Below are 12,374 nucleotides of genomic sequence, written 5' to 3'. Positions count from 1 at the left end.
AAGGCCAAGAAGGTTGCGTTAGTGGCTTGTATGCGAAAGTTGCTGACGATTCTCAATGCCATGGTCAAGCAGGGAACCTTCTGGAACCCTGCGGCCATAGCTAATCCAGGGCAAGTTCTGCCCCAACCTACTTGACTTTCAAGATAATCGCTAGCCCCCGCGCTACGCGCCGCTGACGCTAGAAATACGGGAGAATTCAGTCAAATTGTTTCAAAGTCCCCCTTAATAAGAGGGATTTAGGGGGATCGTGACGCATTGCAATCACAAGTTGATTTGGTATTAAGATTCCACCGCTGGCGTGACTTCATCCTCCGCCCCGTCTTCCTCCGGTTGATCGAGCCATTCCTCAACCCCAGAGGTTTTCCGCTCTTCCGTCAGCCGATTGATCAGCCCCAGAATTTGCGTGCCCCGCTCCAGCGATCGGTCTTCCACGAAGATCACCTCTGGGGTGCGCCGTAGCCGTACCCGCTGCCCCAGCACACTGCGGACATAGCCCGTCGCAGACTGCAAGCCCTTCATCGTCTCCGCCCGAGCTTCATCGGTACCGTAGATGCTGACGAAGATTTTGGCGTGCTGCAAATCGCCGGAAACGTCCACATCCGTCACACTGACCATGCCCGTGCCGACGCGATCGTCCTTGATTCCGCTCATTAACAGTTGGCTGACCTCGCGTTTGATCTGTTCAGCCACGCGAGCTACTCGTCGATCGGTTGCCATAGTTTCCCTCCTGGGCGTTTCCCCTGGCTAGATTCTAGCTCAGACGGGATTCAGACCCAGCATCCCTTGCAAGGTAAATACAAAAAAGCCCACAATTCCTAACATGACGCCGATCAGCGCGATCGCAGTGACGGGACGCTTAAACAGTGGGACTAGCGGTGCCAACAGGTTCACAAACACACCCAGGATCACGCCAGCTAAAAAACGGGGATATTTAGAGATTGTTGTCCAAAGGTCTTGCATAGTAATAAATTCGTTTCAATCCTGCAAATTCCTTTTATGATAGACGAATGCTGACCCAAGTTCGACCCACTGCCATTCCCCGCCCCTTTCTTAAATGGGCTGGTGGGAAAAGTCAACTGCTTCCGCAGTATGAATCGTTCTTCCCCAGAGACTATCGGACCTACTACGAGCCGTTTTTGGGGGGAGGTGCTGTCTTTTTCCATTTGCGACCCAAAAAGAGCTTCCTGGCGGATATTAACCTCGAAGTGATTAACGTCTATCGGTGCATCCGCGATGATGTCCATAACGTGATCGATCTCCTGCGCGAACACCACGATCGCCACTGCGAAGATCACTATTACCATGTGCGATCGCAGGTGATGGTCAATGATGAATGGTTCTGGACGGGGAATCATCTGGAGCGAGCGGCTCGAATTTTATACCTCAACAAGACCTGTTTTAACGGCTTGTACCGGGAAAATTCCAAGGGCCATTTCAATGTGCCGATGGGGAAATACAAGAACCCCAGCATTTACGATCCCGATCTGCTGCGGGCTTGTTCGGCCTCTTTAAAGTCAACGCGCATTGAACCCGTGGGGTTTGAAGAGGTGTTGAAGTATGCCAAGTCGTCCAAGGATTTTGTCTACTTTGACCCGCCCTACCATCCCATCAGTCCTACTAGCAAATTTACGTCCTACAACCGCTATTCGTTTTTGGAAGCGGAGCAAACTCAGCTGCGGGATGTTTTTGCCAAGTTGTGCGATCGGGGGGTGAAGGTGATGTTGTCGAACTCGGATTGTGAGTTCATCCGTGAGCTATACGCAGGCTACAACATTCACACGATTTACGCATCCCGCCATATCAATTCCAACGGCAGCAAGCGCGGCAAAATCACTGAACTGTTAATTACTTCCTATTAGTTGCACAGCTTCCTGTGAATTGAATCAATTGAGTTTTCTGTGCTCACCTAGATAAGGTTGGCCACGGTAGAGCTTGTTGTTCTTTGGTCATACCAGGATGCCTTCCCGCCGGAGGTTCCGAAAAAACGGGGCTTGGGCCGATTCGACTTGCTCTAGTGATGCGAGGGTCACAGAAACCAGAGTTCCGCTTTCCAGACAGAGATCCGCAATAAAATCATTTGTCCGTTGCACTTCTAAAGCAAAATCTACGGTTCCTTTCAAGGCCACCAGAATGTCAATATCTGATTCTGGAGTTGCCTCCGATCGAGCTTGAGAACCATAGAGAATCACTTGCGCTAAGCGATCGCCATAAAGCGCCTCCAAATATTGTCGGAGACGAGCAAGAATTTCAGGCAATTTGGGGTGTTGCATGGCTATGGAGCATGACTGAACTCAGCCGAGGCAGTAGTGAAATTATAGCCTCTCCTCTTCGATCTCCCGGACAGGAGGTTTAGACAGAGGGAATATCGCTGAGATGGCGATTCCCACCTTTGCCGTCGGCCCGGAAACCCCTCTATCAGGAACCCTTGTCTTATAATGAACTTCGGGTCAACTTGGGAGCATGATTTATGGCAACTTTGCGATTGGAAAACGGCACAGAACTGACGGATTTAGGAGCGATCGCGGAAGTCCTCGCACCCCTCAATATTCAACTCAACCACTGGACAACGGGCACCGATCCCCAAGTGCAGGAACTCCTGTCCCGCGCCAGTTTGAATGATGAACAAAAGGAACAGGTGCTACAAGGGCTCGATCACTACTTTAATAGTCTCAAAGAAAATCAAGGCTATACCTCGCGGGATTTGATCGTGTTGCACCCCGACGTGCCGAACCTAGACACCCTGCTGGCAAAATTTGAAAAAGTCCACACCCATGCCGACGACGAAGTCCGCTACATCGTCGATGGCGAAGGGGTCTTTGGCTTTGTCCTGCCCGATCGTTCCCAAGTGGAACTGACTGTACAAGCGGAAGAATACATCAACGTCCCCGCCGGAACCGAACACTGGTTCTACCTCACCCCCAGCCGTCGGGTCAAAGCCGTGCGCTACTTCGCGGGAACCGCTGGCTGGGTACCCGAATATACCGAGACTTCCATCCGTTTGCCCCGGCTGACAGCAGTGTAGGACGGTTGAAACATCAATGGTCATTTCAGCACAGTCGATCGAAGTCGATTATCGCTTCCCAGCAGGCGTTGATGCGGCAAAACAGGCGAAGGTGATCGCGATCGGGCAAACGGTCGGCACTTGGGATGCACGCTTTGCCCACCGGGAACAAGCCTTCCAGTCCTTTCTGGCGGAGGTGGTTTCCACGCAGCACAACGAAGACGGTACCAGTATTGCCACCGTTCGCTTTCCCATTGCCAATACCGAAGGAGACATTGCTAGTTTACTAACGATGATCTTTGGGAAATACTCTATGGCGGGGGCGGCAAAGGTGATCGCAGTGCGGTTGCCGGAGACCTACGGCCAGCATTGTCGCTTTGGGATTTCCGGTATTCGCGATCGTGTCCAGGTTCACGATCGTCCTTTGGTAATGGCGATTTTTAAACCTGCTCTGGGCCTGACCGCTGAGGATCACGCCCAAATTTTGCGGGAAGTGGCGATCGCGGGTCTGGACGTGATTAAGGACGATGAAATTCTCGGTAATTTGGAGGTGGCTCCCACCCTGGAGCGCCTCAAAGCCTGCCGCCGGGAAATCGATGCGGTCAAAGCCAATACGGGCAAAGAACTACTCTATGCCGTTAACGTCACGGGTAGAGCGGCAGATTTGCTGGACAATGCCCGTCGCTTAGTCGCCGCTGGAGCCAATGCCCTCTTGCTCAACGTCCTGACCTACGGCTTTTCGGTCTTGGAAGCGTTGGCGATCGATCCTGAGGTGAACGTTCCCATCTTGATGCATCCAGCCTTTGCGGGGGCGATGTGTGGGGCTCCCGATCATGGCCTCGCCTATTCCGTTGTGTTGGGAACGTTGGCGGCCCATGCCGGAGCCGATGCCGTGCTCTATCCCGCCCACTATGGCAACTTGCCCTTTGCCGCCCAGGAGGAAGCTGCCATTCGAGATGCCCTGCGATCGCGCAATGTCTTTCCCGTTCCTTCCGCAGGCATTCATCCCGGCATTGTCCCCAAGGCATTGGCGGATTACGGTCAGGATGTCATTCTAAATGCGGGAACTGGCATTATGGATCATCCCCAGGGCGCGGGGGCTGGGGTACAGGCGTTTTTTGAAGCATTGCAGCAGGCGACTCCTGGCCATCCCTTTGAGATTTCACAAGTTCCACCCAGTGCGTTACGAATGGCGTTGGAGAAATGGGGGACTTAGACAAACCCATCGTCATCATTTACAGCAACGATACCAACCATCGCATCCATAGCCACCATGATCACTGAGACACAGCCCCAAGCATTCAATGTATCAAACTCCCCCACGGTTCAATATCAACGAGTCGTCTTTTCGGATTTTGACGGAACGATTACCGCTGAAGAAACCTTCGTGGCGTTGCTCAAAGCATTTACACCGCAATTGTCTGCTGAATTGATGCCGGAAATGTATGCGCGGCGGCTGACTCTGCGAGAAGGCGTGCGGCGACTGTTGGAATCTATCCCGGCCAGCCAATATCCAGAGATTTTGGAATTTTCCCGCAGCAAAACCATGCGCCCTGGATTGCCGGAATTGCTGGACTTTCTCGATCGTCACCAAGTCCCCTTCGTCGTCATTTCCGGCGGTGTGCGGGGCATGGTGGAAACGGTGCTGGCGGATCTGAAGCCTCGGATGGCGGGCATTCATGCGGTAGATTTGGATCTGTCCCAGGACTACTGCCGCGTCATTCCCACCTACGAAGATGGGACGGAACTGGTAGCCAAGGTAAACGTGATGGCCCAGTATCCCTGCCAAGAAGCGATCGCGATCGGGGATTCGATTACGGATCTAAACATGGCCTTGGCGGCTCCCGTGGTTTTTGCCCGCGATCGACTGGCGCAATACCTGGATGAGCATGGCAAATCCTACATTCCCTGGAATGATTTCTTTGAAATTCGCGATTACTTAGCCCAACGCTGGGAGGAATCTTAAACGGTTAACTCATGGAATTGAAGACTATAACGTCGCCAAAAATAAATTGGCAATCATCAAGTAAGGGAATGGAGAATGACAGATCTACGGAATGATTTAATTAGTGCGGCGAAGTACTTCCACGATCGGGGTTGGATGTGGGGCACGGCGGGGAATTTATCGGCACGGCGGGAGGATGGTAGTTTTTGGATTACTGCGAGTGGCAAATCCAAAGGCGAATTGATGATCCATGATTTCATCCACATGCAGCCCAGCGGCGAATGGGAAGGCAGTCGGCCTACGGATAAACCCTCCGCTGAAACTTCGATTCACGAAGCCATTTACGCACTATTTCCCGAAGCGAAAGCCTGTTACCATGTCCATTCCGTAGAAGCCAATTTAGTGTCCAATTTCACAACAGCAGAGGCATTGCCCTTGCCCCCCTTGGAAATGATTAAGGGACTGGGCCTGTGGGAGGAAGATCCCCAGTGCATGATGCCCCTATTTGCCAACCATTTGGATGTGCCCAAAATTGCCGATGCAATCCGCGATCGCTTCTCTAAACAACCGCCGCAAATTCCCGCCCTCTTGATTCGGAACCATGGCGTGACGGTGTGGGCCAATTCCACGCAAGGGGCTCGTAATGCCATTGAATTGGTGGAATATATTTTTCGGTATATGGTGCTGGAGCGACAGATCCGGCAGTAGTTCTCTGGCGTATCCGTGGATGATGAGTTATTGAAGAATGAATTTTGGGAGCTAACGCTATGACGATTCGTGTTGTTGCCCATGTGATTGCAAAACCTGACCAAATTGATGCCTTAAAATCCCTGACCCTTAGCATTCTGGAACCGACCCGGCAGGAAGCGGGTTGTATCCAATACGAGGTGCACCAAAATCTCCAGGATCCCACTGACTTGACCTTTATCGAGGAATGGCAGTCGGAGGCAGCCCTAGAAGCCCATCTCCAGACGCCCCATTTACAGGCCGCAATGGCGCAGCTAGATGGCATTGTGGCGGCGATGCCGGATATTCGGCGATATCGACTTTTAGGTTAGGATGAACGTTTAGGGTAGAGTCAGTTATGGGCGATCGTGTAGAAGAAATTGCAAACTTTTTCCGGATTTCCGATCGAATCGGAACCGCCGGACAACCGAATGCATTTCAGTTTGCAGCTATCAAGGCCGCAGGTTATCAAACGGTCATTAACTTGGCCTTGAGTAGTTCCGACAATGCTTTGCTCAATGAATCTGCGGTCGCCCAATCCGCCCGCTTGGAATACTTCCACATTCCCGTCGTGTGGGATAAACCAACGCTGATGGATTTTGAGTTTTTCTGTCAGATTATGAAACGTCGCCACGATCGGAAACTCTTTATTCATTGTGCGGCAAACAAGCGTGTTTCAGTTTTTGTCTATCTGTGGCGACGGATTCAGCAACAGGAAAGCCATGAGATTGCTCAACGGGATTTAGAACAGATTTGGCAACCCAATGAAATCTGGACAGCGTTTATTCATCAGGTTCTGGCCCATTACCAGTTAACGCCAGAAGCGCTGCTAGAGGCTGTATCTGAGGGATCTGCCCCTCAGAATGGCGCACAGATCCAGGATTGCCCATGAGTTTAGGATCTTCTCCACCTCGGCGATCGGCCACCATCTATGCGCAACTGGTACTAACCACGCTGATTTGGGGCGGAACCTTTATTGCAGGGCGCATCGCAGTACAGAGCGTTGGGGTTTTCTCCGTAGCCTTTCTCCGCTTTGCGATCGCGGCCATTTTATTACTCCTACTCTGTTGGCTCCAGCTTGGAAAACTCCCCCGCCTGAACCGTTCCCAATGGGTCGGGGTAACTTTGATGGGATTGGCTGGAATTTTTGCTTACAATGCCTTTTTCCTCGGGGGACTGAAGCTACTCCCCGCCAGCCGTGCTTCGCTGATTGTGGCCTTTAACCCGATCGCAGTGTCCTTGGGTTCGGCAGTTTTTTACCGAGAACCGCTTTCTAGATCCAAAATATTGGGCACCCTGATTTCCCTATTGGGAGTCGCGATCGTCATTGCCCAGGGAAATCCTCTCAATTTGTTGCATACAGGGATTGGCTTAGGGGACTGGCTACTGGTGGGCTGTGTCACTAGTTGGGTGACCTATACCCTGCTGAGCAAGAAGATTCTACAACAGATGTCTCCGTTAGTGGTAACGACCTACAGTTGTGTGATTGGGGCGATTAGTTTATTTCCCATGGCATTAACGGAAAATTTCTTGCAGGCATTGACCCACATCACCCCGATCGCTGCCCTTAGCATTGCCTATATGGGTATTTTGGGGACGGTTCTAGCATTCCTCTGGTATTCCAAAGGCATTCAAACGATCGGAGCCAGCCGTACAGCAATTTTCACCAACCTCGTTCCTGTTTCTGCGGTAATCATGGGCATTCTATTTCTGCGGGAATCCTTACAGCCCTCGCTAGTCGTTGGTGGCTGCTTGGTCATTGCCGGAGTCATTTTAACCAATCAATCCCCGCCAACCCAGACTGCGGGAATCCAGCCAGCCCAACGGCCCAGTAATTCAGGAGGATAATCCATGGTGAGTTTCTTATTTGGGCTATTGTTGGGAGTCAGCACGATCGGTCTTTTCCTGAGTCTTTGGATTTTCATTCCGGCTCCCATTTTTGCGCTGCTACCGTTGAGCGTTGGGGCACCGGAAGTGAGTCCCTGGCTATTGTTGGTGAATTGGGGACTGGCGGCGGTGACTCTGGGAAGCCATCGGGGGAATGGGCTATTTAAACTGACGATCGCGGCAAATGTCTTGGCAATTGTGCTGGCACTGTGGCCGCTGCTGCAACTCCCGATCGCCCATAGCAAAATAACGCAGGAGTTCCGGCAAACCTTCAACCACAAGTTCCTGAACTCCCTTGCTCCTGAACGACAACAGCATTTCCGAAAAATGCCTTTCCGTTTTCGGGAAGCATTTCTAGGGTTGACCGAACCACGAATCCGTGAAGTTCATGACATTGTCTTTAGTGTGATCGATCGAGTGTCTTTGCGCTTGAACATCTATCAGCCGGAAAAAACAGGCTATTATCCCGGCATTGTTATGGTTTATGGAGGTGCGTGGCAGCGGGGACAACCGAAAAATATGGAAAAGCTCGGTCGCTATTTGGCGCAGCAGGGCTATGTGGTTTGGGCGATCGACTACCGCCATGCGCCTAAATCCCAATTCCCCAACCAATTAAAAGACATTCACGCAGCATTGGAATATCTCAAAACCCACGCTCAGACCTACGAAACCAATCTCGATCGCGTGGCAATTTTAGGGCAATCCGCTGGAGCACAATTGGCACTGGTGACTGCCTATCAGCCTGCCCCGATCGATCTCCGTGCCGTTGTCGCCTACTACAGTCCCGTCGATCTCACAGCGGGATACTACGATGTTCCCACTCCTGATCCGATTAATAGTCGGGATGTGTTGGAAAAGTTTCTCGGCGGTAATCCGCAACAGTTTCCCGATCGCTATCGCCAAGCTTCGCCGTTGCAATGGGTGACGCGATCGCAAATTCCCACGTTTCTAATTTATGGGGGCAAGGATAATGTTGTGCAATCTCGATTTGGTAAGGCATTGCATGAGAAATTACTAGCCCACAATTCAACCAGCCTCTTTCTCGAAATTCCCTGGGCCGATCATGCCTTTGATGCGGTCTTTAATGGGGTAAGTAACCAGCTTGCACTCTATCATTTGGAACGCTTTTTGGCGGAGTTGTTGCATTAGTTCACCCAGGGTATCTTCTGGAGTGCAGGGGGACGATCGAACAATGACGATCGAACAATGGTGAAGATTGTTGCATAGCGGTCTGGCTGGAGCTGGTTGGATATAATTGAAGCAATAATCTCCGTTCCTGGAATAGCGTATGGTCTTCGAGTGGTTGGCGACGGCTGGGGCAGTGGGTGTGGGCCAACTGGTGTTTGACCAGGTGCTCAAGCTGGGGCAGGCGGCGGCGGAAGATTATGTGAAGGATTTTTTCAAGGATTCTTTGAAGGCTGGGGTGGCGCGGACGAAGCCGGATGTGACGAAGAAGGCGGTGGCGAGTGCGTTGCAGGAGTTTCTCGCGATCGTGGTTGAGGAGTTGGAGGATCGGGAACTGTCGCGTGCGGAGATTCGCGATCGCTATGAGGCGAATTTGGTGCAGTTTGTGCAGGAAGATGCGGTAAAGCCGTTGCTGGGGCAGGCATTTGAGAAGGATTGCAAGCAGGTGGATACGGTGGCACTGGCAGCGGTTTGGGGGCGATCGCAGCGCAAAGGCAAGCCGTTTACGCCGATGCCGGAGGGATTTGATTGGGATGGGGTGGGCAGTTTGTATCTGAAAAAGGTACGGCGGATTGTGCGGGAAACGCCGGAGTTGCGGGCTTTGTTGGAGATGGAGTTGCTGGAACAGCAGGCGGAGAGTTTGCAGCAACTGGCGGGGGTGAGTCCTGGGTTTGATGTGGCGAAGTACCGGGAGAGTTTGCAGTGTAGCTATGGCTATTTGAAGCTGTATACGTTGGATAGTACCTATCAGGCGGATGGCATCAAGCTGTGGCGGATGTTTATTGAGCAGACGGTGCGGGAGGCGTTGCCGCCGTTGCGCTATGAGATTCCGCTGGATGTGAAGCGGCAGTTGCAGGCAGAGGGGGGCTTGGAGGCGGATCTATCGGCGGAGGCGTTGGCGGTGTATCGGCAGGAGTATTTTCAGCAGCCTGCGCGGAAGGTTTTGGGGGCGGTAGCAGATGCTCAGAAAGCGGTGATTTTGGGCGATCCGGGGGCGGGAAAATCGACGTTGTTGCAGTATTTGGCGTTGGAATGGGTGGAGGGGAAGACGGAAGCTTTGCCCTTGTTGATTGAGTTGCGGGAATATGTGCTGGATGGGGTGAAGGGATTTTTGGAGTTTTGGCATCGGGGCAAGGGGGCGGATTGGCAGTTTGATCCGTTGCAGTTACACCAGTATTTGCAGTCGCAACCGACGATCGTGATGTTTGATGGGTTGGATGAGGTGTTCGATCGCTCGACTCAAGGGACGATCGTGGATGAGATTGTGCGGTTTAGTCAGCAGTATCCGCAGGCGAAGGTGTTGGTGACTTCGCGGATTGTTGGCTATAACCCGGAGCGCTTACAGCAGGCGGGTTTTCAGCAGTTTACGATTCAGCCGTTGGATCGGGAGGAGATGCATGAGTTTATCGATCGCTGGTACGATTTGGCGTTGGGTGGCGATCCGGATAAGGGGCGGTTGGTCACGCGGTTAAAGGAGGCGATCGAGCAGTCTCAGGCGATTCAGAATTTGGCGGATAATCCGTTGCTGTTGACGATGATGGCGATTTTGAATCGGCGGCAGGAGTTACCGCGCGATCGGGCGGATTTGTATGATCAGGCGTCGCGGGTGTTGTTGTATCACTGGGATGTGGATCATAAGCGGTTGCAGTTGCCAATGGATGCGATCGGGCGGCGGGAGAAGCAGGAGATGCTGCGGTTGATTGCCTATGAGATGCAGACGAGTGATGAGGGGTTGAAGGGAAATTTGATTCGGGCCGATCGCTTGGTGCGGATTTTGACGGATTATTTGCGGGAGCAGGGGTTTGAGGCTCCGAGGGAAAAGGCGAATGAGTTAATTGAGCAGTTGCGGCATCGCAATTGGATTTTGTGCGATCGGGGGGCGGATACTTACGGGTTTGTGCATCGCACGTTTTTGGAGTATTTCTGTGCGATGGAGATTGTGCATCGATTTGAGAAGTCGCGGGAGTTGACGTTTGAGCAGTTACGGGATGAGGTGTTTTGGCAGCATTGGCAGGATGAGACGTGGCATGAGGTTTTGAGGTTGATTTGTGGGGCGATCGATCCTAAATTTGCTGCTCAATTAATTGAGTTTTTGCTATCTCAAGAAATTGCACAGGATATATTTTTTGATGAGTTAGCATATCGAAAATTTGGTGAAAATCGAATTAAAAAAGAGGGTTTCGCTCACATTTTGCTAGCTGCAGATTGTTTTGTTGATTCAGGAATTCATCCTCCATTTCTTGCCAATCAGTTATTGCAAAAGCTCAAACAAGAATTAGAAGACCACTCTGACAGGAAATTAACCGGAAAAGCTGCCGATGCAATTTGTCAAACAATCATTCGTTACTTTCAAGATGATTTCTCTATTTTATCTTGGCTCAAGCGATGCGCACAGCAGAGTACGGATTCTCAAGTACGACGCGCTTCGTTAAAAGCAGTTTCCTACACTTTATCAAATGATCCAGAAACTCTATCTTGGCTTAAGCAATGCTTTCAAGATAATGATCCATGGGTAAGGCTAGAAGTGATTGAAGAGGTAGCATTCCATTTTTCTCATCATCCAGAAACTTTACCGTGGTTAATAAAATGTTTCCAGCAAGAAAAAATTCCTCTTGTCATATCTGGCATTATTGGCATAGGTGCGAAATACCTTCGTCACAATTCAGATATTTTACAATTACTGAAAAAACGTGCTACACAAGACAAGAATTATGTTGTCAGAACTGCATTGTTGTATCGTCTTTCCGAACATTTTAGTCAAGATTCAGGAGTGTTTGAGCTTTTTTGCGAAGTAGTTGAAAATGATCCATGTTGTCCATCAGAATCTTGGCGTGAGAATTGTCGCCAAATAGCTCTTCATGCTCTCTTAAAACACTATCCATCTCACCCCAAGACCCTCGAACTCCTCCGCGATCGAGCCCTCAACGACCCCGACGATCAACTCCGCCAATGGGCACAAGAACAACTGCAACAGCTAGAATCCATACCTTGAAAGCATTCCCCTACCCATAACCTATAATGCAACCATCAAATTCCTCCAGCAATCCCACAACCATGATTACCTACGTCACCCTCCCCGAAGCCACCGCCAATATTGCCCAACTCCTCGATCGTGTTCTTCAAGGCGAAGAAATCATTATTGCCGAAGCTGGACAACCGATCGCCCGCATCACCCCCACCCAACGCCAACCACAACCCCGCATCCCTGGACAATACGCAGGCAAACTCACCATTCCAGAAGACTTCAACGATCCCTTACCCGAAGATATCCTTGATGGATTCCTAAATCCCGCCGACCCACAATAAATTTATGCAAGCGCTCCTCGATACCCATACACTACTTTGGTGGGTAACCAACAACCAAAAACCATCCCAAACAGTTCGTGACATTATTGCTGATTCAAATAATACGCTTTACGTCAGTGTTGCCAGCAGTTGGGAGATCATTATCAAAGCAAAAACTGGTAAATTCCCCTTACCTGAACCAGCGACTCAATTCATTCAATCGGCGTTGTTGCATGAAGGGGGGTTGCGGAAGGGTAGAGGCATGGTAAGTTTCAGTTACCACACAAAAACCAAGCCATGAAACCTCAATACCGCATCCGCAACTGGTCTGAGTATAACGCTGGA

General features: G+C 51.1%; 14 protein-coding genes and 1 pseudogene. 12 read left to right on the top strand and 3 right to left on the bottom strand.

Annotation, left to right across the window (positions count from 1 at the left end; all coding sequences use genetic code 11):
- A pseudogene (locus ACN4EG_RS25625) lies at positions 1–135 on the top strand (IS110 family transposase); the annotation flags it as partial.
- Between the two features lie 144 nt (positions 136–279).
- Here the strand turns inward: ACN4EG_RS25625 and rbfA are convergent.
- Together rbfA and ACN4EG_RS25615 are read right to left on the bottom strand one after the other, a co-directional pair.
- On the bottom strand, positions 280–717 hold the full coding sequence (gene rbfA, locus ACN4EG_RS25620) for a 30S ribosome-binding factor RbfA (RefSeq protein WP_431633127.1): 438 nt from the start codon (positions 715–717) through the stop codon (positions 280–282).
- Between the two features lie 39 nt (positions 718–756).
- Positions 757–960, bottom strand: a complete 204-nt coding sequence (locus tag ACN4EG_RS25615) for a DUF751 family protein (RefSeq protein WP_431633126.1) — start codon at positions 958–960, stop codon at positions 757–759.
- A gap of 47 nt (positions 961–1,007) precedes the next feature.
- Here ACN4EG_RS25615 and ACN4EG_RS25610 point away from each other — a divergent pair, with 47 nt between their 5' ends.
- Positions 1,008–1,859, top strand: a complete 852-nt coding sequence (locus ACN4EG_RS25610; protein ID WP_431633125.1) for a DNA adenine methylase — start codon at positions 1,008–1,010, stop codon at positions 1,857–1,859.
- An 87-nt stretch (positions 1,860–1,946) separates the two neighbouring features.
- Here ACN4EG_RS25610 and ACN4EG_RS25605 read toward each other — a convergent pair whose 3' ends face one another.
- The gene (locus ACN4EG_RS25605; RefSeq protein ID WP_431633124.1) at positions 1,947–2,270 is read right to left on the bottom strand and encodes a nucleotidyltransferase domain-containing protein; all 324 of its coding nucleotides are present in this window, start codon (positions 2,268–2,270) and stop codon (positions 1,947–1,949) included.
- A gap of 197 nt (positions 2,271–2,467) precedes the next feature.
- On the opposite strand from ACN4EG_RS25605, the gene ACN4EG_RS25600 reads away from it, so the two are divergent.
- The 10 genes from ACN4EG_RS25600 (at position 2,468) to ACN4EG_RS25555 (ending at position 12,050) form a co-directional block, all read left to right on the top strand.
- Positions 2,468–3,022: a 1,2-dihydroxy-3-keto-5-methylthiopentene dioxygenase gene (locus ACN4EG_RS25600; RefSeq protein WP_431633123.1), complete on the top strand. Its 555-nt coding sequence runs from the start codon at positions 2,468–2,470 to the stop codon at positions 3,020–3,022.
- A 16-nt stretch (positions 3,023–3,038) separates the two neighbouring features.
- Positions 3,039–4,217: a RuBisCO large subunit C-terminal-like domain-containing protein gene (locus ACN4EG_RS25595; RefSeq protein WP_431633122.1), complete on the top strand. Its 1,179-nt coding sequence runs from the start codon at positions 3,039–3,041 to the stop codon at positions 4,215–4,217.
- A 57-nt stretch (positions 4,218–4,274) separates the two neighbouring features.
- A complete protein-coding gene (locus ACN4EG_RS25590; RefSeq protein ID WP_431633121.1) occupies positions 4,275–4,967 on the top strand; it encodes an HAD-IB family phosphatase in 693 nt (230 codons plus the stop codon).
- A 75-nt stretch (positions 4,968–5,042) separates the two neighbouring features.
- Positions 5,043–5,654 (top strand): methylthioribulose 1-phosphate dehydratase, encoded by a 612-nt coding sequence (gene mtnB, locus ACN4EG_RS25585; protein ID WP_431633120.1) that lies wholly within the window; start codon positions 5,043–5,045, stop codon positions 5,652–5,654.
- A gap of 59 nt (positions 5,655–5,713) precedes the next feature.
- Positions 5,714–6,004 carry a putative quinol monooxygenase gene (locus ACN4EG_RS25580; RefSeq protein ID WP_431633119.1) on the top strand — a complete coding sequence of 97 codons (291 nt, stop codon included), beginning with the start codon at positions 5,714–5,716 and terminating at the stop codon, positions 6,002–6,004.
- A gap of 26 nt (positions 6,005–6,030) precedes the next feature.
- Positions 6,031–6,564, top strand: coding sequence for a protein tyrosine phosphatase family protein (locus ACN4EG_RS25575; RefSeq protein WP_431633118.1), 534 nt, complete (start codon positions 6,031–6,033; stop codon positions 6,562–6,564).
- A complete protein-coding gene (locus tag ACN4EG_RS25570) occupies positions 6,561–7,520 on the top strand; it encodes a DMT family transporter (protein ID WP_431633117.1) in 960 nt (319 codons plus the stop codon). The genes ACN4EG_RS25575 and ACN4EG_RS25570 overlap by 4 nt, the downstream gene beginning before the upstream one ends.
- A gap of 3 nt (positions 7,521–7,523) precedes the next feature.
- Positions 7,524–8,708: an alpha/beta hydrolase fold domain-containing protein gene (locus ACN4EG_RS25565; RefSeq protein ID WP_431633116.1), complete on the top strand. Its 1,185-nt coding sequence runs from the start codon at positions 7,524–7,526 to the stop codon at positions 8,706–8,708.
- A 139-nt stretch (positions 8,709–8,847) separates the two neighbouring features.
- Positions 8,848–11,736, top strand: coding sequence for a HEAT repeat domain-containing protein (locus ACN4EG_RS25560; protein WP_431633115.1), 2,889 nt, complete (start codon positions 8,848–8,850; stop codon positions 11,734–11,736).
- A 26-nt stretch (positions 11,737–11,762) separates the two neighbouring features.
- The gene (locus ACN4EG_RS25555; RefSeq protein ID WP_431633114.1) at positions 11,763–12,050 is read left to right on the top strand and encodes a type II toxin-antitoxin system Phd/YefM family antitoxin; all 288 of its coding nucleotides are present in this window, start codon (positions 11,763–11,765) and stop codon (positions 12,048–12,050) included.
- Positions 12,051–12,374 lie beyond the last annotated feature (324 nt).

It is taken from the genome of Alkalinema pantanalense CENA528 (genome assembly GCF_050753345.1).
GTDB lineage: Bacteria > Cyanobacteriota > Cyanobacteriia > Leptolyngbyales > Leptolyngbyaceae > Alkalinema > Alkalinema pantanalense.
This window is presented reverse-complemented; position numbering and strand designations above follow the sequence as displayed.

Excerpts from the sequence above, each read along its gene's own strand:
- ACN4EG_RS25595 (WP_431633122.1), top strand. The coding sequence starts at position 3,039 with ATGGTCATTTCAGCACAGTCGATCGAAGTCGATTATCGCTTCCCAGCA.
- ACN4EG_RS25570 (WP_431633117.1), top strand. The coding sequence starts at position 6,561 with ATGAGTTTAGGATCTTCTCCACCTCGGCGATCGGCCACCATCTATGCG.
- ACN4EG_RS25590 (WP_431633121.1), top strand. The coding sequence starts at position 4,275 with ATGATCACTGAGACACAGCCCCAAGCATTCAATGTATCAAACTCCCCC.
- ACN4EG_RS25580 (WP_431633119.1), top strand. The coding sequence starts at position 5,714 with ATGACGATTCGTGTTGTTGCCCATGTGATTGCAAAACCTGACCAAATT.
- ACN4EG_RS25575 (WP_431633118.1), top strand. The coding sequence starts at position 6,031 with ATGGGCGATCGTGTAGAAGAAATTGCAAACTTTTTCCGGATTTCCGAT.
- ACN4EG_RS25615 (WP_431633126.1), bottom strand. The coding sequence starts at position 960 with ATGCAAGACCTTTGGACAACAATCTCTAAATATCCCCGTTTTTTAGCT.
- ACN4EG_RS25560 (WP_431633115.1), top strand. The coding sequence starts at position 8,848 with ATGGTCTTCGAGTGGTTGGCGACGGCTGGGGCAGTGGGTGTGGGCCAA.
- mtnB (WP_431633120.1), top strand. The coding sequence starts at position 5,043 with ATGACAGATCTACGGAATGATTTAATTAGTGCGGCGAAGTACTTCCAC.
- ACN4EG_RS25565 (WP_431633116.1), top strand. The coding sequence starts at position 7,524 with ATGGTGAGTTTCTTATTTGGGCTATTGTTGGGAGTCAGCACGATCGGT.
- ACN4EG_RS25605 (WP_431633124.1), bottom strand. The coding sequence starts at position 2,270 with ATGCAACACCCCAAATTGCCTGAAATTCTTGCTCGTCTCCGACAATAT.
- ACN4EG_RS25555 (WP_431633114.1), top strand. The coding sequence starts at position 11,763 with ATGCAACCATCAAATTCCTCCAGCAATCCCACAACCATGATTACCTAC.
- ACN4EG_RS25600 (WP_431633123.1), top strand. The coding sequence starts at position 2,468 with ATGGCAACTTTGCGATTGGAAAACGGCACAGAACTGACGGATTTAGGA.
- ACN4EG_RS25610 (WP_431633125.1), top strand. The coding sequence starts at position 1,008 with ATGCTGACCCAAGTTCGACCCACTGCCATTCCCCGCCCCTTTCTTAAA.
- rbfA (WP_431633127.1), bottom strand. The coding sequence starts at position 717 with ATGGCAACCGATCGACGAGTAGCTCGCGTGGCTGAACAGATCAAACGC.